We start from the raw sequence: 20,372 nt of genomic DNA, 5'->3' as shown, positions 1-20,372 counted from the left end.
AGAGTACTTGGGAATTTACGGTTTCTGTCAATAAAAGTGCCACACATTAAGAATCAACAGCACACATTTAAGACTGGCTTATTTTGGCGTAAACGAGCGTGCTGTCCATATATCCTGATGGCAAACGTCGATCATTGGCTAAGCGATCTTCAAGTTGATAGCCACATCGTTTGGCCACGGCCTGACTTTTAAGATTCGAGCCTGCCATCCTAATTTCGACTCTTTTCGCACCTTTTTGAGTGAATGCATATTCTTCGATAATTCGGACAGCTTCACTCACGTAACCCAAGCCCGTTTTTGATGTTTGCAACCAGTAGCCGATTTCAAAGTAAGGGACAGTATCGTCTCTGATCATAAAGCCAATAGCCCCGATAAATGCCCCTGTTTGCTTTTCAATAATATTGAACCAGAACTCGCCAGTAAAGTTGGCGAAATTATTGGTAGCATCTTGAATGTTAAGTTCTAGCTGCTCTTTAGTTAGAGAATCAGAAACCCAAGGTAAGAATGGGGAAAACTCGGCCTTGCACTCATTTATCACCTCACACATCTCTTCGCTGTATTTTAATGATGGAGGGGTTAATTTGAGCCTTTCACTTTCCATCACTAAGCCTTTCCCCAATCAGATCGAACAACCGCCAACACAACTGTATCCCACCATTGACCTTTGAAGAATCGATGAGCTTTAAAACACGCTTCTTGTTTCATTCCCAGTGACTTACATAATTTAATCGCAGCCAAGTTCTTGCTGATGGTTTCGGCGTAGATACGGTGTATGCCTAACTCTGAGAAACCAAAATCAGCGAGGGCTTCAGATGCTTCTATAGAAAGCCCTTTTCCCTGAGTTTCCCTCGATAAAGCACAGCCCATTGAAGCTTGTTTATCGCGTTCAAGACGTAAACAAACGGTTCCAATAAACTTCCCCGAATCTTTGCTTTCAACCGCTAGTTGATAGGACTGGCGTGGTACTTCCAAAGCCTATGCAACAAACAACTGAGTTAGCTCTCGATATTTGTTAGGTTCGCAATCACTTTCATCATAGAAACGCTGATACTTTGCGTCTTGAGAGATCGCAACAAAGGCACACTCGTCTTCGATACTCATATCTCGAAGAATCAACCTGTCAGTTTCCAGCTTAAACATCAAAATTCCTTTTTATCTTATAGCCTTGAAGGGAAAAGTCTCGGAGGTGTTTACTCGTATACTTTCCCGTTATGCTTCAACCAACCATGAGTGTGATGATTACGAGGGTCTTTGTGCGTCCAGTGCATTGCGCCACCTTTCTTGTTCCACAATCAAATGTCATTTGGGCTGACTAAATAAGTCCCTATCTAGCGGTGCTTGTATTGAGTCGGACAATAACCTCTCGAAACGTCCGAACTGCGTAGTTTTACATGCTTGGTCGAGCGCCCAGAAACACGTGAACGCCACAGCTTAAAACTGCCAAGCTTGAGATGGCTACGCATAAAACGAATCACTTCCGATTCATTTAAACCAAATTGCAGTTCTATTGCTTCAAACGGCGTTCTGTCTTCCCACGCCATTTCGATAATTCTTGATTCATTCTCTTTAGATAGCATCATGCATACTCTTCCTTAATAAACTGGAAGAAATACGCCCGTCTTAGATTTAAAGATCACAAGTGACTACTTTGAACTCCACGACTTATAAAGTTCAGTAAAACAACAAGCTAACTCAAATTATGGCTATTTGCTTTCCAGCCACTCAGAACGCAATAGACCATACTTAATCGAGTCATAATACTCGCCTTGGTAATAACGCACTTTTCTTAGCCTAGCTTCTTGCTGGAAGCCTAATTTAAGAGCTAGTGACATCATCCGCGGATTACCCGACCAAGTGGTTAAACCGACACGCTCTATCTGCTTGTTTTCGAATAGGTAAGATACCCAAAGAGGAAGAGCTAACGCAGCAATACCCTTCCCCCAATAGTCGGAGTTATAAATGACTACTCCGACTTCAAGCCAACGTGTCTCTTCACACTCCCAATAACAACTGACGGTTCCTACAGGCACATCGTCTACAACCACCAACTGTAAGTCGGATCCATTGAGTAACCGTTGAAACGAACGGCTTTCAAACTCTTCTAGTGATGGCGGTGAGTATGGAAAATAAGGGCCGTTAAACTTCGTCCACTCATCGTTTGAGATAACCAAGGAATAAATGGCTGCCAATTCGCTTGGCATGGCGGGCCTAATACTTACCTGCATTTTCTCTCCTTGGTTTGGTGCTTAAGTTTGGTTCTTGGTCTAACTTCTAGAGGGATTAATCTCGACCACAACAGCTAGTAATCTCATAATAACCATTAATAATAAAGTAACTAAATCGGATGACTACCAATCTAGCAGCTAGGCAATCATGGGGTTAAATAAGCTTGTGCGAACTCTCTAAGCACTCTCGCATTATTGTGGTATTTGCTATCCCCGCACTTTGTGCCATCTACTCTGATGTCCGGGCTGGAATATGCAGGTATAACATCTCGCTCATAAGACATCACTGTGCCTCTGTCAGCACAAATTGTACCGAAGGAATATTGAGGAGCTCTTGGATACGTTCCAGAAATGTAACTTTCTATACTATCAAAATCTTTCAATAACGTTTTATAGTCATGATTAGCACCACTTAAATGGCCAATTTCATGCTCCATTAAGTAATCAGGGCAGTTTATCGCTAAAGAAAAAAAGTAGGATACCGAAGAAGACATACCACAATAATCAGACTCAAAGCTAAAATTATAATTAGAAAATACTATCCCAGTAAAAATGGGGACGCCGTCTTCTGTTGTTTCTGGAATCGGTTCTTCCATCGAGAGTTTTAATAACCTCTCTGCTGCGCCCAAATCTTGAAACCAAAGGCTGTCGATTTCAGACGTATAAGTCACCTTAGTGACTTTTCTCGTCATAGGGACGCAGGAGTTTTTTAACACCAGATTCGAATAGCTTTCCCATGTCGCTATTTTAGAGGCTATAAATGCTTTGGAATATTCATCTAACACCGATTCATCAACATAAAGGTGGATTTCTGTATTCAAAACCTCGCTCTGTACACAAGTAGGAAACTCGATGCTTTGAGCATTGGAGAGTCGACTATTGCTCAACACTATAATCAAAACACAACCAACTAACTGGATGAGCCTTTTAAAAGAACTCTCACTGACTCGTGTATTCATTTCCACCCTCTCCCTATATTCAAAACCACAAAGAGCATCAAAAACGCCGTGACTTAAGATTCATATCAACCCCCATTACACATATAAGCATTGGCCTCTCAAAGTAACCTGCACTACCTGTGTTTTTCAGAAAATAAAAAGCTCGCCATACAATGACGAGCCTTGTTGATTATGGGAGCTTAACGCTTATAAGACCTTAACCTTAACAGATCTAGCCACTAAGACAGCTGATCGCGTAAAGCCAATTCAACGTTTTTCAATACTTTGAACTCTTCTCGAGTACAACCGCGCGCCACGGAAACCCAATGGTCGCCAGTTTCATCGGCCCCTTTAAACTCTGCACGCAACTCATATCGTCGCCATGTAACAAACGCCAAAATAAAGGTCAGTGCAAGCATTGGTAAACCGAACTGAGGAACAAATGCCCAAGTCGCCGCCGAGAGGACTAAAGCCAACGAAACGATATTGATTGCGTTTTCTTTAAGACCCAATTGACGAATTTCTAACTGTTTGATTTTACGTAAGCTATACACATCTTTTTTAACTCGGAGTTCATCAGAACCCACCAGAAAGTCTGATGCTTTGTATGACCTACGAAGTCGCACTAAATTCGCTAACCTGTTGCGTGTTTGGTTCTTATTCATCGCCTTTCTCCATGTTATTTAAAGGTTAGTAAAAACTAATATAATCATGAAGTTAATGAACGAATGCTTGTTTTATAAATCAAACCAATATTAAAATCAAGCCTATGCAATTAATAACAATTATAACAAAACCACTTAGCATATAAAATTCAAATAAAAAGAAGGCTTATTGAGGAGTCTACTCATCGTAAATCGATGTACTTTAGTTAAGTGAGATATAGGCCGATAATATTTCCAATAACCGACCAAACATACCAAACGGCGGGCATAATTCCTCCTGCTTTGTAACCACTTATTTCAACGCGATTTTTGCGACAAACTTCGTGTTAAAGGAATGCTGAACAGTGGTCACATAACGCTCCACTTGTCATAGGTCGCATAACTCCCTTGCCCACTATCCATCCGGCTTTTAAATACCTGAATCACTCAATTGAACATATCAATATAGCTTATCGATTAAGCAATTGATCTCATAATGTAGAGTCTGTACGCTTACACTATGCACACGGTTACCTAATGAAGATCACGATGAACGAACTACTGACATGCGGTATGGAACAGAAACAACGAACAACGGTGACGAGTTTATTCGCAAGAAATGGATTTAAGATCGCAACGACTGACTTTGATGATGTGACTTTCGAACGTGAAAATGTGTTGGTCAACGTTCGATTTGATTCCTCTTCTAACGTTGAATCGATTTCAACTCTAAACAACTAACGAGCTCACAAGCAGGTCGCTAAAATAATTGAATGGCCAACATTCGAGTCATTTTAGCGTATCTTGCAACCTGCCCTTTTCTACTTCATCCCCATCCTCTTCTCTTCTCTTCCAAAAGCCACCGAGTGACAATTAAATCAATGACTCGCAATTCCATGAGCTTGGCTTATATTTATTAATACCCTTTGAACAAAAATCCGAAATGATGCCTATGTTCCTAACTCGGTTAATTTATGTCAGTACGCTTTCCGAATGTTGTGATTCCAAAGCATTGGAGGAGATACTCGCTATCTCGCGAGATCATAATCGGCAAAGCCATTTAACGGGGCTTCTCAGCCATAATCAAAAGTACTTTCTTCAATGTATTGAAGGGTCTAGAGAGGCCGTTAACCACACATACAATCATATTCTTAACGACGAGAGACACAATCACGTCGCAATACTTTATTTTAAAGAGGTTGATAGCAGAGAATTTGGAGACTGGTCGATGGGAGACATTCCGCAGTCCAATTTAACCGAGCTGTTGAACTTACAGTTTTCAACATCTGATCAATTTAACCCGTACGAAATGTCTGGCGAAAGTGCTTATCGAATGCTTTTAGAGTTAAAGCAAAATTTGCCATCTGAATAGATCTTCGACCCGACTTAATCCGTAGAGCGAGCAACAAAAAGCCCCAACGTAGGGGCTTTTTGCGTTTTATAGAGGCATCTGTTTGTTATTCTTCAGTAATTTCTACTCACTCTCGCTGCTCGACGCCTCTTGTTCACTGCCAGAAAGAGCTTGCTGTTCGGCAGTAATATCAGACTCTTTGAACACAATGAACGCGCGGCGGTTTAATGCATCGGCTTTTTCAGAGCGTTCATTAATCGCAGGCTGCAACTTACCAAATGACTTCACTTCCCAGATAAACTGCTTAGGGTCGAGTTTGGTTTTGAGGTATTCAACCACCGTTTCTGCGCGGCGCTCAGCCAGCTTTTCATTGTAAGAAAGTGAACCCGATTGGTCGGTGTGCCCTGCCACCATTATGCTGCCTTGCAGGCCGCTCAACTTCGTTGTGAAGTCATCTAACTGAGTTAGATCTTCTTGCTTGAGTACTGACTTATCGAAATCGAAGTGTGGCGTCATTGCCATATAAACTTTACGTTCTGGTTTTGGTGGCTCACAGAAAGGCATCTCTTCGTACTTCTGAGCTTCTTCAAACACAATAAATGCACGGCGGTTCTCCGCTCGGTCTTTATCTGTCTTACCAAACAGAAGAGGTTGAGTCTCACCAAGATGTTTCACTTCCCAGTCATATTGCGTTGGGTCTAGTTGCCCTTTCAAATAATCTGCGACCGATTTAGCACGGCGCTGTGAAAGACGTTCGTTGTATTCCAGAGAACCTTTGTAATCAGTATGGCCGACAATCGTGATACGCCCTTCGAGGCCTCTGATCTCTTTAACAAAGGTATCCAAGTTGATCTTATCGAGGTCGCGTAATTGGTATTTATCAAAAGCAAAATGCTCTGCGATGGCGATGTGCACCTCACGCTCTGGCGCCAAACACTCGCTGATTAAAAACTTAGACACATCGATGCCTGCGAACTTGTCTCGGTTCTCCTGGCTCACATAGGTGTCGGTTGCACAGCCGGACAGCAGCAAAGTACTCATCACTGCGCTTATTAGGAAAATAATTGTTTTCATCTTACTCTTTACTGTCACTTTGAATTCTCAACTCTTAACTTTCAACCCACTTTGGGGCATGCTTAGATCTTACCGACTAAGTTAATAAACACGCCGGATGCGTCGTAGTCGTCATCATTGGTTAAGTCACTATCAAACGCAGAGAAGTTATAACCAATCCCCATTTTGAAGTTCTCGCCGATGTGCTTGTTCACCGAAACTAACGCACCGTGTTCTAGCTCATCGTTGAGTGTGTCTGTTTTCCAGTGGTATTCACCCGTCACATCCCACTCTTTCATCACACGGTAAGAAGCGCTTAATCCGTATAGGTCGATATCGCTTTTAACCAGCTCATTCGAACCAGATGCTCGTTCAAAAGCTTGCTGTTTGTCTTTATGGGCGTACTTAGTACCGACATCCCAGTGTTGGTCAATCGAATAGATCGCCTCAACTTCAATGATCTGGCTGGTTTCATCTTGATAATCCACATCGCGATCCAGTTGATCGAAATCTGCAATGTAGGTGTAGCGGCTCAGTAAGTTGAGTCGATCGTTGTAGATCGGACGATACGCTAGTCCACCGGTCGCTTCAGTGAATTGCGCCATGGTTTCGCCCGTTGTTTCACTTTCGGTGATGGAGTAGTTGTACTTGCCGAACAATGTGTACTCTTCCGTTAAGTGATGCGTGTAACGGTTGGTCGTCACGATTTGTTGCAGCTCTCGCTGAGCGATGTCAGGGTCGTCTTCACTCTTATCCACTCGATATTCAAATTTGTGGCTTAGGGTGATGTCATCTAGGTCAATTGAAGCATTGAAGCTAATAGATTCACGCTCTGTGGTGATGTTCTCGTCATCTTTAATTTCCCCAAGCTGATAACCGATCCCCATCTCGACATCTTCCGTCACGTCGTAACCAAAGCCGTACGAGTCGATACGGCCATGACCGTCGTTTTCATCAACAAACTGGTTCTCTTGGTAAAAATCGACACTGCTGGTGAGGTCTGCACGCTGACCAACAATCACGTTGTTTTGACCTTCGTAGTTATCATCTACATAAGTTACGTAGGTTGAGTGGTCATCTGTTACATCGTAAGTCACAGTCGCTTCTGCTACTTGGCCTCGGTCGCCATCGGTGTATTCGCCGCCAAGAGACAAGTCTTCCAACACTTGGAATTCAGCGCCAATCGACGCGCTGTCGTTTTCATCATAGTCATCCGACTGATCGACGGTCTTTTGCCCTTTAACGTAAACGCTGTTCTCGCTGTCCCACATGTATTCCAAACGCACGCCCGCTAAGGTCGCATCGCTGTGCTCGTCGTTTTGGTTAAGCTCTTCAGTTTGTTGCCCTGCCGCCGAAACTTTGATGTGCTCGGTGATTTTGACTTGAGTCTCAATCTCAATCGTTACAGTATCTGTTTCTAGATTACCATCGACATCGCGCTCTTCATTGGTCGAGAAGCGAGAGAGAACCGCCAAGCGATCGGTAGCTTGCAAACGAAGTTCAGCACCGTATGCCTCTTGCTCTAAATCATCGCTGCTGCTTGCGTAGCTGTATCCCGCGTCTTTGTCTCGATACCAAAGTTTCAGGTCATTACCAACAGCACCAAAAATGGTTGGAGCAAGATCATAAAGGCTGGTGACAGCTGTGATTTGGACACTGTCGCCCTCGCGGTCTTCCAATGTGTCGCCAATTGGCGTAAAGGTTAAGCCGCCATCAACAGAGACAAAATTCGACTCAGTTTGAGTACCTTCACTGTGTGCAAACTCAGCCTTAATGTAGGTACCTTCTGTTGCACGCAACGTTAAGTCCGTACCGTAAGACTCGTAGTCTTGGTTGTCCTTTTCTTGAGTTGCATACGTCACGCCAACACCAACGTAATCGTTGATCCAACCTTTAGCACGACCACCGTAAGACATCGCGCCTAATGAATCTGAACCTTGTGGAACATACTCATAATCGACAACCAGAAAGTTTTCGTAATCATCGCCGTTTTCAATCACGCTACCAAAGCTATCGGATAGGATGTTGTCGAGTGGCTTGGTCAAAATAATTCGACCTTGGTATGGGTCAAAATCATAGTCGACACCCGGCTCAAGTGGGATTTCATTCTGCACTAGGCCAGATTCATCTTTTACTTTTACGTAAACTTTGTCACTTCCCGGTACCGCTTCACCATGACGAAGGAAGTACAGAGAACCGCCTGTACCCAAGAACTCATCGTGTGCATACAAGGAATCAGCTTCTGCGGTAAAACCGACCACGTTCAAACGATCTTCACCGTATTGTGTAGTATCGCGAGTGCGATAATCAGCTTTGAAACCATAGAGGCTACGGTTGTAATCGTTGTTCTCAGTGCCTGTTAAACCCGTGTTGTAGTTACCCCACAAGTATTGAGACTTATCGTATTCCACATTGAGGTAAACCTTGCCTTTGGTGTTGACCACTTTTTCGATGTTTGAGCTGTCACCATAGTTACCGTAATAAAGCTCATCGTCGTCTTCGAGGATATCGAACACATCCGAATCGTCGGAGGCGAACGGATGTTTGAACATGTCTTTGATTTCACTTTCTCGCGTATCAAAGTGAGTCGTTACACGAAGTTTGTCGCCAAATTTACCCTGACCAAAGTACGCTAAGCGACCTTGGTTGTAGATGTCATCTTGGTACTGGTCATCGACACTTAATGCATCGCTATTACCAGACACATTATTCTTACCAACATAAAGATCAGCCAAGCCAGTTTGTGCGTAGTACGTATCTGGAATACGAACGTAAAGCTTGTAACGACGTTCATCACCGTTATCAAACACAACCTTGGTTGGGAAAATGTAGGAGTCTGTTGGTAAGTACTGCTCTGCGTATAAGTTGCCATCTTCGACATCAAATTCATCTTCACCGATGATGACTTTATCTACGCCTTTCAAGCCAGTGCCGATGAACTTCGCTAAACCCGCATTGGTCGGGATGTTGTGACGCATCAGCTTTGCCTGTCCGTAACTTTTACCTTTGCTCTCTTCATCGTCGTTATCGTTTCGGTCGATATCGACTTCAGAGTCCGGCTCAACTAAGTCAGTCACACCAACGGTGGTCACATCCATGTTGCCATCTTTGTCCCACGCTTTTAGGCGGAACATCAGCTGCTCACCGACCTCAAACTGATAATCAACATCAGTTTGACCATCCCAATTGATGTCAGAGTCGTTCGCCAGTTTATCGCCTTCAAGCACAGCGATTGGCTCAGACAGACCAAAGTCACCCACTCGGTACACTTCCAACTGGTACTTTTTGATGTAGTAACCGTAGTTGGTGGTAATGGTGAAACCGACGCTGTCACGCAGTGTGCCTTGTTCGACTTCTAATTCATCGCTGACACTGACATCTAATACTGGGTCAAAGCGAGTGATGTCACGGCTTGCCCAAATAGCGCCTTGCTCTAAGTAAATACGCGAGCTGTCTTGGTCTTGGTTCGGCTTGGTGATTTCAATGCCAGTCGTCTCAGAACCGAGTTTTTCAAGCTTACCTGTGTCTTTCGCTACCGCCATCACAGGAATGGCCGTTAACACACACGTAGCTAAACGAGACTTACTAAATACTTTCATACAATTTCCAGTTACGGTTCCAATGGCTTACTTCTGTTCACTTTGTTGGTCTTTGCGATGAACGCTAAAGTTGAACTTGGTGAGCTTGTTCGGGGTAATTCGCAACACTTTTGGGTTTTCGCTCACCACTTCCATGGAGGTGGAGAGCGAATCAGTGTCCAACTTCACGAGGAAGTTCTTACCTTTCTTATTGAGTACCCATTGGTCGGGCACGTGGTAACGACCGTACTGGTCTGTGTAAATAACGATTCCCTCAACCGTCATCAACTTAACGCCCGGAATACCATCTTCGTAAATACCTTTGTTCTCGATAACGATTTCCCACAGGTAATCCTCGCCATCGCGATACAGGTTTCTGGTTACGTTGAGGTTTTCCGCGCTCAGTCCCTTTTTCTTGTCCGATTCATGCTTAAACTGAATCTGACCTTGTGCGTCGAACTCGATACGAGAGCCCGCATCGGTTGTGACGTAGAAATCAAAGCTTTGCTGTGTGCGAGTTTTAAATTGAATCACCACTTTGCTGGTTTCTGCCAGTGTTCGGTTCACTGAATGTCCCCAAAGGTCACCAAGCTCCAAACCTTGTTCAAGTGCAGTGGTTATCGCACCATCTTGAATAGCAACGTCTTGACCATCACGAATGATGTGCGTCGAATCAGCGATGTAGCCTTGTGTTGCTAAGTTCGCAGTTAGCTCAACATCAAACGCGGTTGCATCAGCTTGGAATCCATCTTTGTTATGATCTTCAAAAACTTTACCGATGATCGATGAGGTATCGAACACCTTGTCCGGCTCAATGGTCACTTTGGCGGTGTCTTCATTAGAAACAGCCGAGCCATCAACCTTCGCTACTGCGGTGTTGATGTAATCACCAAAAGTGGCACCTACCGACACACGCAATAAGTAACGAATACGCAGCTTCTCGCCCGGATCAAAGTTCAACGATGTGAACATTAACTTGCCCGTATCTGATGGATCTTGAGAGATAACCTGATCGTCTTCCGTACCGAACTCACCATCAATGCCGCTTAGCACAATTTCTGATGTGTCCACGATGTATTTCAGACCACCTGGGTAACGGTCTTCCACAGTCACGTTCTTAAAGTAAGATTCATTGTTGTTCTCAACGATGATCTCGTACTCAACCGCATCACCCACTTGCGCGGTATCTTGCAACGCAGACTTGGTCAGCTCCAACTCTCCAGAATTATCAGGAATCTTCTTGATATGAGTAGTTACACTGTCACTGGTTTCGGTACCGTCAGATTCGGTCGCCGTAAAGGTATTGGTAATGTCGTCATCCAAGCCCTTACCTAGCGTACCCACGACCTCAAACGCGTAAGCATTTCGTTTGTTGGATTTCAGGTTAACGGTAGTGTCTAAGTCTTTATTCGACGGGAAAGAATGACGCTGAATAACCGCGCCCGAGTCGTCGACTTCCACACCTTCAATTGTCCAATCGGTAAAGACTTTATTACCTGTGCTGTTTTGTAGTCCACTGATCTCATCGGTTAGACGAACATTAGCCGCGTTACCTTGACCGTTGTTGGTCACGGCTAAGTAATAAGTGACACTGTCGTCATCTTCGGTGTATTCAGGCTTATCAGAACGTTTTTCAACAACCAGATCAGCACCCACTGGCGGCAAATCCAAAGCAGATACTTGATCTGCCACTGCCTGCATCGAGGTTTCAGAGGCCAACATGCCTTTAGAACGAGCGCGCATCGCTGGGCTACCAGTTAAGTCGAGGTAGTATCCAAGCACATCGATATTAGTCAGCATGTCTTCGTTGACCGTCAATGTGAACGTGTAATCAATCTTGCCGCCCGGCGATATGTCGACCAAGGTGAACAGGTCTTTGTCGTCATCAAAGGTGCCAGGTTGAGTTTCAGCCCCTTCTGATGTTGCCGTTAGTGTCCATTCATCAAACGCATTACTAAAATTACCATCAATATGATCACCCATGGATTCAGAGAACTGGGTGTAAAGCGCGACATCTTTGGCTATACCTCGGCCTATGTTTTGCACCACTAAGTGATACTCAACCTGCTCTCCCGGCACGTAATACGGGGCATCGGTAAACAGCTCAGCTTGAACCACAGCCGCAACTGTTTGAACTGGAGGACTGATAACATCGCCGCCATCTACTTGCGCAGTATTAATGATGTGTCCGGTCGCGGTATCGACTACGGTGCCTTTTGAGCGGAACACAACTGTGCCGTGCGGTGCAATATCCACACTGTACTCAATCGGGCTAATTTGCTCCGTCGTCGTTCCTACCGTGGTTGACTCAACAACCAAAGAAGTGGTTCCAGCAACAAAAGCAGGCCCAGTGGTACCATCGTAATAGCCCACCTCTATCGTGCTCATGTCATCGACAACACTTAAATCGCTGATGTAGTTGTTAGAGGTGTTTTTAATGGTAATCAAGAATTCCAGCTCACCACCCGGCTCATACTCGGTTTGTACGTTAGTTTTCGTCGCAACAAACTCAGAGTCTTTCGGTGTCATGACTACCGTTGAGTCTTGTGGTGTTCCGTTATAAGTGATGGTTGCCGTGTTACTGATATCGCCAATCGCCGTCGTACGAATCAACGCCTTAACATGGAATGTCACGGTACTTTGTGGCGCCACATCCATACTCACATCGATATCTTCACTCAAGTCGAACGTCTTGGGAGTGACAACAGAGCGATCATCCGAGGCGTCAAAGCTCACTTCCCATAGTAGGAATGCCGACTCTTGTTTATCCGCGGTCGTGTCGACTTGAATGTCACTGATGATGTCTTGAAGTTGAACACCAGATGCAAACGCATCAGAGCTGTTGGTTACGGTGATGTCGTAGTTAATCAGCTTGGTTACTTCATACGATGGCGTATCAACCGTCTTCTTGACCGAAACCGTCGCCAACACTGGTGTACTGGTAGCACTGTCATCAAATGTTGTGCCGTCAAAGGTCGCTGATGCGATGTTAGTAATATCGCCTGTCGCCAACGGATTAGTCGCAACTTGAATAGTGAAAACAATACTGTCTTGAGGCGCAATATCGAGCGTCTCATGAAGGTCTTCACCACGGGTTGCATCCGGTACTGGGGTTTCACCGGTTGTCGATACCGCCGATATTTGGATTGAAGCAGGGTCAAAAGCTTGTTCAGTCGTACCACCTGCAATCGTGGTTTCAACCGACTTCAGCGCATCTTCAATAGCAACATCTTCAGCCCAACCTAAGCCGTTATTCTTAACGGTCACGGTGTACTGAAGTGTTTCTCCCGGAAGGTACTCTGCTTTATCGACATCTTTAGTGATCTCAACTTGCGCATCTTCTGGAATGTAGGTCGCGTCTGCAGAGTGCTCACCGTCGTCGCTATCAACTTTAACGACGTTAGTGATCTCGCCTTTGGCCTTATCATTAACAGTGTTGGTCACGACAAATGAATAACTGTCACCCGGGTGAATGCTGTAAGTCGCACTATAACCCTGTGCGTTATTAACCACATCTTTGCGAGCGTTCAGGGCTGGATCGCCACTGCCATCAAGCTGTTCGTCGCTAATGATCCAATTACCTGTCAACGCTTGCTCTTGATCTGGGCTGTTAGCCACCTCTGTCATGATGGTATCGATGCGATCCGTCAGGACTTGATCGACAAGGTAACCTTCACCTGTGTTAGCCACGGTGATCTTGTATGAGATAGGTTGACCCGGTTGATACTTAGCATCAGGTTCTGCAATTGGCGTCGTTTCTTTGGTTAGAACCAATTGACCCGACTTCGGAGTGATAAAGCCTTCTCGTAAGCGAGCGATCTTCGAATCGTCCAAACCATGTCGTAGATAAGCCGTATTGGTAAAGCGCCCAATCGCATCATCACGAACCTTACCTTGAACGTGAATACGGACAGCTGTGTACTTATCACCACCACCCGTACCAGCATCGTCACGCCCAGCCATCTTGATCGATTCAACAGGTAAATCGATGTCTGGACTGTTTTGACCAACTAGCTTATCTAACTCTGAAAAATCATTAGCGTCAGGGTCTGATGGCGCGGAGTTATAAAGCACATTGTAATCGACGCTCCACTCCGTGAGTGCGGTTTGCATCGAACCATCGACAGTTTCGACTTCGAAGCCACTGATGATGTCGCGGATTGAAAACAGGCCAGAATCCACATCATCGTTGGTAATATCGATGTAGTAATTCACCGTTCCACCAGGTACGTACGTAGGTGTATCTGTCCACTTATCAACTAGAATGTTCGAGCGGCCAGGGTTGAGGACAATATCGTTGGTGTTATCGCCATTCACTTGTGCTGTATTGGTGATGGTACCTGTCGCTGACGTAGAAACTCTGCCTTTCACGTCAAATACAATGTGCTCACCTGGGCGAAGGTCGACAGTTGCATTCAATGGTACACTGCCGTTGTAGTTACCTCGTACGTCATAAGAACCAACAGGTTCCACAGCAATCGCGATGGTCCATTCAGAGAACGCATCATCACCATCTTCGGTTTTGATGGTATGAATAGCATCGATAACACTCACGTCATTCGCGATGCTATCACCCGTATTCTCTAGCGTAACTTGATACTCAACATCCCCGCGAGGTGCGTAGGTACAGCTACTGCCATCGTTTGAAGGAACTGAACAACCAGCCGATTCACCATCGGTGTAAACCAAGGTTTTGAAATAGTCGAGCTCAGCTTCTTGAGGTGGGATAGTTTCTGACGTCGCAGACTCATTTTCTGCCGTCACTCGGTTGGCTTCGATAGTTCCCAAAGCGTCATCACGGATAACACCCGTTAAGTTAAACGTCAGTATTTCACCTGCGGCAATATCGGTTTCAATATTCAGGTTATTGTTTGGGTTATAGCTAGGAACATAGGTATCGACGTTGGCATCAATACCATTACTGATTTCGTGAATGATATCGCCCGAAACAAAGGCAGACTCCATTGTTCCGCCAATAACCTCAACTTGGATATCCTTTACCGTGTCTTTGATTTGAATATCATTCGCCCAACCGTTTTCAGTGTTAGTGACCACAAATTCATACTCAACTTCGTCACCCGGCAGATAGGTATCCCCATCATTGAACGGGTTGCCGTTAATCGACACCACGCGTTTTTCAACACTGATATTATTTCCTAGTGGCATTAGAGTCGCAGTACGAACCTTACCGTCATAATTCGCTTTGTTTTGAATATCGCCCAACGCATCCTCACGAATCTCAGCATGGATGGTGAACGTTAGGCTTTCTTGAGGCGCGATAACAATGTCGTTATCAATATTGACGTTATTACCAGAAACGAAGTCAACCGCGTCTGTAATCGAACCTACCGCTGCCGTTTTTTCTAGCTGCACTTCCCAACCAGATAAAAATGGCTGGCCGACAGGGTCAGTGCCAGACGTCGAGGCATCTTCTGCAATGCGAGTCTGAATTGCAGAAATAGTATCTTCAAGGCGAGAACCATACTCAATACCATTACCCGTGTTCTTAATTTGAACTCGGTAGTAAACCTCACTTTCACCAGCGACTTGAGAATACTCAGTCTTTGCCGAGGAGAGGCCTGCGTCATAAAATGCTTTCTTAGAGAACGAAATTTCAGGCTCAGCCATCTTTGCAGGTGGAGATACGGCAATTAGTTCATTTCCGTCATCTTCATCGATGTACGCTCGGTTAGTGAAAGAACCTACTGCTTTTGGACTGATTTTGGCCTTGATGACGTAACGCACAAACGATGACAATACTACACCGCCAAAGTTGTCTGCCGATATATCCAAGTGCGTATCAATCGGTTGATTGTCTTTAATCGAGTTATCTACATCAGGATCTGAAATCCCCGATCCATCAGCGAAAGTTTCAATCGTCCAGCTATCAAAGGCAGGGCCACGCGTTCCATCAAAGTATTGAGTGGTTATTTGGTCGATGTCATCACGTAAACTGATGTCATCAACGTGCGCCGATGCGATGTTCTCGATTAGGATTTCATACTCGATGTAGCCGCCAGGCATGTAGTTAGTAGCGCCAGCTAGTTCATTACCATCCGTATCGTAGTAAGCGAGAATGTTTTTTTCGTAATCAATTTGGCGAACAGTTTGCGAAATATTATGAGATATCGTGTCGCCATCGACGGTTAGAACGTTAACAACATCGCTATTGGCTTTGTCATTGATGGTCGCGACAACTTGGTACTCAAGCTTAGCGCCCATCGGAATATCGGCTTCAACATTTAGGTTACTGTTGGTTGATGTGTAAACATTGCCAGCACCTGCGCCCGCATCCACATACTCAGAATCAGTTCCAGTTGCGATCGATGTGATGGTCCAATCTGAATACGCTGGTCCTGTATTACCATCCACTAAGCTGACCGTAATATCTTCGAGGTTATCGACGATTGGAATATCGTGAGCGTTACCTTTGCCGTCATTCTCAATCACTAAGTGATAGGTCACGGTTTGAGCGGGCTCGTACACCGCTTCATCAGTCGTTTTATCAAAATCTAAATGGTAGCCATCGGGAATCACGACGGTATCTCGATAATGAATATCACCGACCGCATCCGGTCTTACGGTACCTGTTACTGTGTAAGTCACGTCTTCGCCAGCATCGATATCAATCGAGGTTACGATGTCAGTGTCGTTCGCAACATCACCGTCTTTGGTACCATCTGTTGTACCCGCGTTCGCAGGATCGCTCTTAGCAACCGCCACCGTAAACTTGTTTGAACCTACCGAATCATCGAAAAATGGATTACCTGAATTGCCATCTTGTAGCTCCACTGATATGTCATTAATCAGTTCGTTAACGTCTACGTTGTTTCGATAACCATGTCCATCTTGAGAGTTGTACCTAATGGTATAAGTCAACTCATCTCCCGGAGAGTAGCGGTTAATGTTAGTAGTGCGAACAACGCCGCCGTTATTATGTACCTGATGGTTTTCAGCCACGGCACGTTTGGCATACTCACAATCGTCAGTACAACCGGCATTATCATCATGAATCAGCACGGCTTCGTTGCGGATTATGCCGCCGTCTCTGTCCGCTACACCGTTAGATACCGCATTGTCTTTGACATGCGCCTTAATACGCACCGTGACAAAGTCTTTGGCCGGAATTGAAACTGGGAACTCCACATCTTCAGTCGTTTGAGGGCCGAAACCAGAGCCAGTATCAACAGACCAATAGTCAAACGGGTTTTGATTAAGAACATCTTCTACTTCACCATCTTTATCATTCGCTAGCGTAGTAGTGATCTCACTCAGGCGATCCATGAAGATAAGATCGGTCTCATCAGTGTCGCTGTTATTGCCAATAACGATGGTGTAGGTGAGATCTTCACCCGGCGTGTAGCGGACAACATCGGTCGTTTTGGCTAATGAAACATTGATGTCATAGGTACTGTGTGAGTTATCTATTTGAGCGGAAGAGCTGTGGTCACGGTCTGTAATAGGATCGTAAACATCAACACGGTTCGATACTTGTTCTTCTTCATAGTCAGACTTAACAATGCCGCTCACCTCATAGTGAACCCACCCTCCGGGAGTGATATCAACGTCGGTATCGATGTCAGTGTCGTTAGCAATGTCACCGTAACGAGAACCCGGTTTATCTGTGTTGGTCGAACCTACAATTGTCCAACTATTAAAGAAGTTAAGCGCTGAAATACTATCTTGTACCGTTGCGTCATTTGCATAGCCAACACCGCGGTTATAGATATAAATATCGAACGTAGCGCGCTCACCTACAACAAAGTCGGTATTTTGAGCGGTCTTAGCGACTACAAGATTCGGCTCGCTAGGATAGGTACGTACCGTATCCGATAGATTAGTATCTGGTCCCGTCACTGTTGCGGTATTGGTGAATGCTCCCCAAAGAATCTCACTGTCGACACTGCGATCGAGTGTCCCAACAATGGTATAAGTAATCGTCGCACCTGGCGGGATCTGAGCGGTGGCATCCAGATCATTGTTATCCGAGAACGATCCAGGGTCAGTCACGGCTTTCACCCACGGGGAGTCTGCCTCTCTTTCTGCACTGATCGTCCACGAAGAGAACACGGGCTTGGTTTCACCCGGCTCGTGAAGTAACTCTGCTTCTATGGTACTGATTTCATCTTTAACATTGATGTTAGAGGCGAAACCGTTCCCTGCTGGGTTGGTAATGCTGATCGTATAAGTGACAGTATTGGTGGTGTCGGTATACGCGTTTTGTTCGTCATGACCATCAACACGCTTATCCAATACTAAGTAGTAATCTCGTGGGTATGAGCCTCTATCGGAATAAAGTACGCTGTCAACCGTCACTTCATTACGGATTTCATCATCGGCAATGGGGTTTACGGTCGCGGCAATGCTATAAACGATCTTATCGTGTGGAGCTAGCTTTGCCTTCACATCTAAGATCTTTTGATTCTTCTGATTACCTTCTATGTCATCAGTAAAGCCGGGATCACTGTTTGTCGAAATTGAGCCGTCAGAGGCATAAGATTTCGCAGTAATAATCCAGCTCAAATACGCTTTAGTCGGTGTATCATTAATAGACTGAGTCATGACAGAGACTAAATCATCATAAACCGGTATATCAATCGCATAGCCGTCACCGTTATTCTCTACCGTGATGTCGTAGTTCAGGGTACCGCCAGCTGAGTAGTAACGAGAATCCACTTCCTTTTGGACCTTTAATTTCGAGTTTGGCATTTGGACGCCAGAACCCGACTCGCCTAAGTTATCCCCTAAGCACAAGCCGGCATCGGTACCATCATCAACAATCTGCCCCACACTGGTGTCTGCCACTTTTGCGGTCAGCTTATAATGAACGAAGCCCTCAGGTGCGAGGTCGACTTTCAAATTGATGTCGTTTGTTGTCCAAGTATTGTAATTAAATGAACCATAATTCGATCCTTCACCACTTCTATCAGCGACTTCAAGCTTCCACTCGGAAAATGCTGAAGCATTAGAGCCATCCGTTTGCTCTGTCACGATACAAGCAAATTTATCGACAACTTCGATATCGTTGGCGAAGAACTCTGTGTCCTTGTTAAAAATAACAATGTCATAGACCACTTCGTTATCACCGACTATCCCCGGAACATAAGTCGTATCTGTGGTGTTCTTATTACGTGTAATTTGACTTGATGACGTCGTCAGAACGTCTTTCGAATCGAGAATATTGGCCAAAGCATCGCCAGAATCTGCGTGGCCATCAGCATCAACCACTCGGGCTGCAACTTGGGGAATTTGACCAATAGACACAGGGCTAACGTCCACCACAACGGAATAAACAATCTGCTCACCGGGATAGATAGACACTTTGTCTTCTAGTGACTTGTTGGACTCCTTTCCAGATGCATTGAGTTCAGAAAGGCTATTAGAACCGATCGAGGTCACTTCATTGGTCCAAAAATCGTAAGGGTTACCAACCGTGTCAGTTGCGTTCTTTTCGTTGCTGACATCGTTGCCTAGATCGGTTTCAAGATCCGCAAGAAACTGCTGAACCGAATAATGGTACGCGATACCAGTGTTTGCTTGGTTAGCAACCGTGACCGTATAGGAAAACTCATCGTCGACTAGGTAGTTATCCGATTGGTTCAAGGTATGTGTCAGGGTGATACTAGGCTCAGTGGGTGGAGTGATAACCTCATCCACTGTGACCAAGTCATCGCGTGTTTCAGCGGTTATACCGTCATTAACAATGTCGCCGACTAAATTGTCGGCAACGGTCGCTTGAATTTCGTAAGTCACTGACCCACCTATATCAATCGACGCAGCACTTACTGATAAGTCCCCTGATTCGGCGAAGGTGCCTGGATCGCTTTTGCTGCCTTCAACCTTGCTTACTGAGTTAACGTTGTCAGTAAAGGCTTGTTGCAAAGCCCCTTCAATATTGAGTGCCTTTATGTCTGAAATGACATCTTGAACGTCGATCGTCTGAATAAACGTATCGCCAGTGTTCGAAACCTTAATCTTGTAGGTGAGTTTGTTATTGAGTTGATAGTTCGTCTTATCGACTGAAACAACAACATCATGTTGGTACACACCACGCTGAATGGATTCTGTATTTGATTCAACAGCATCCAATAGTCCAGTGCTCGCACTTGCGACGTTATCAATCGTACCGGCTGCGTCAGCAGAAACGGTGGCGACCATGGTGTAGGTCACCGACCCACCAGCCGCAATACGCACACCTGATGCATCTAAGTTTCCGAAGCGACTGTAATCACCTGGAGATGACAGGAAGGAGGATTGCGCTTGAGTCGAAACTTGCGAGAACGCGTTAGCATTATTTCCTTGGTCATCTGTCGTTAAGATATTTAACAGCTCATCTTTAACGTCCAACTCAGCGATAGCTTTATCCGACTCATTCGTTAAAACAAGCGTATAAGCCACCTCTTGGTCGTTGTCGTAAGACACGCTGTCAATAGACAGATCCATAACAAGACCCGTTGTATCCGCATAGGAGGCAAATGGAAACAATAGAATGGATAAGAAAAAGGCAAGATTGTATCTAAACATTAACGCGCACTTCACAGTAGATTGACAAGTGTCTAGGCAAAAAGCCATAGATTTGACGT

Annotated in this window: 10 protein-coding genes and 2 pseudogenes; 2 read left to right on the top strand and 10 right to left on the bottom strand. The window is 45.0% G+C overall.

Annotated features, from left to right (window positions below):
- Positions 1–67: 67 nt before the first annotated feature.
- The 7 genes and pseudogenes from A136_RS09445 to A136_RS09420 all read right to left on the bottom strand — a co-directional run bounded on the left by A136_RS09445 (position 68) and on the right by A136_RS09420 (position 3,828).
- A complete protein-coding gene (locus tag A136_RS09445; protein ID WP_017065387.1) occupies positions 68–601 on the bottom strand; it encodes a GNAT family N-acetyltransferase in 534 nt (177 codons plus the stop codon).
- A gap of 2 nt (positions 602–603) precedes the next feature.
- Positions 604–1,140, bottom strand: a pseudogene (locus tag A136_RS09440) (GNAT family N-acetyltransferase).
- A 50-nt stretch (positions 1,141–1,190) separates the two neighbouring features.
- Positions 1,191–1,289 (bottom strand): annotated as a pseudogene (locus A136_RS22595) (DUF3465 domain-containing protein); the annotation flags it as partial.
- A 39-nt stretch (positions 1,290–1,328) separates the two neighbouring features.
- Positions 1,329–1,580, bottom strand: coding sequence for a TIGR03643 family protein (locus A136_RS09435; protein WP_017065384.1), 252 nt, complete (start codon positions 1,578–1,580; stop codon positions 1,329–1,331).
- 123 nt (positions 1,581–1,703) lie between these two features.
- Positions 1,704–2,225, bottom strand: a complete 522-nt coding sequence (locus A136_RS09430) for a GNAT family N-acetyltransferase (protein WP_017065383.1) — start codon at positions 2,223–2,225, stop codon at positions 1,704–1,706.
- Between the two features lie 146 nt (positions 2,226–2,371).
- Positions 2,372–3,184: a hypothetical protein gene (locus A136_RS09425; protein WP_017065382.1), complete on the bottom strand. Its 813-nt coding sequence runs from the start codon at positions 3,182–3,184 to the stop codon at positions 2,372–2,374.
- A gap of 218 nt (positions 3,185–3,402) precedes the next feature.
- The gene (locus A136_RS09420) at positions 3,403–3,828 is read right to left on the bottom strand and encodes a hypothetical protein (protein ID WP_017065381.1); all 426 of its coding nucleotides are present in this window, start codon (positions 3,826–3,828) and stop codon (positions 3,403–3,405) included.
- A gap of 528 nt (positions 3,829–4,356) precedes the next feature.
- Here A136_RS09420 and A136_RS09415 point away from each other — a divergent pair.
- The gene (locus A136_RS09415) at positions 4,357–4,548 is read left to right on the top strand and encodes a hypothetical protein (RefSeq protein WP_017065380.1); all 192 of its coding nucleotides are present in this window, start codon (positions 4,357–4,359) and stop codon (positions 4,546–4,548) included.
- Between the two features lie 211 nt (positions 4,549–4,759).
- Positions 4,760–5,179, top strand: coding sequence for a BLUF domain-containing protein (locus A136_RS09410; RefSeq protein WP_017065379.1), 420 nt, complete (start codon positions 4,760–4,762; stop codon positions 5,177–5,179).
- A 102-nt stretch (positions 5,180–5,281) separates the two neighbouring features.
- Here A136_RS09410 and A136_RS09405 read toward each other — a convergent pair whose 3' ends face one another.
- From A136_RS09405 to A136_RS09395, 3 genes are all read right to left on the bottom strand, one after another.
- The gene (locus A136_RS09405) at positions 5,282–6,232 is read right to left on the bottom strand and encodes an OmpA family protein (RefSeq protein ID WP_017065378.1); all 951 of its coding nucleotides are present in this window, start codon (positions 6,230–6,232) and stop codon (positions 5,282–5,284) included.
- Positions 6,233–6,294: 62 nt separating this feature from the next.
- The gene (locus tag A136_RS09400; protein WP_017065377.1) at positions 6,295–9,810 is read right to left on the bottom strand and encodes a hypothetical protein; all 3,516 of its coding nucleotides are present in this window, start codon (positions 9,808–9,810) and stop codon (positions 6,295–6,297) included.
- 27 nt (positions 9,811–9,837) lie between these two features.
- A complete protein-coding gene (locus A136_RS09395) occupies positions 9,838–20,232 on the bottom strand; it encodes a DUF11 domain-containing protein (RefSeq protein ID WP_017065376.1) in 10,395 nt (3,464 codons plus the stop codon).
- Between the last annotated feature and the right edge of the window lie 140 nt (positions 20,233–20,372).

This window comes from Vibrio crassostreae 9ZC13, assembly GCF_000272045.2.
In the GTDB taxonomy this organism is placed as follows: Bacteria; Pseudomonadota; Gammaproteobacteria; order Enterobacterales; family Vibrionaceae; genus Vibrio; species Vibrio crassostreae_C.
This window is presented reverse-complemented; position numbering and strand designations above follow the sequence as displayed.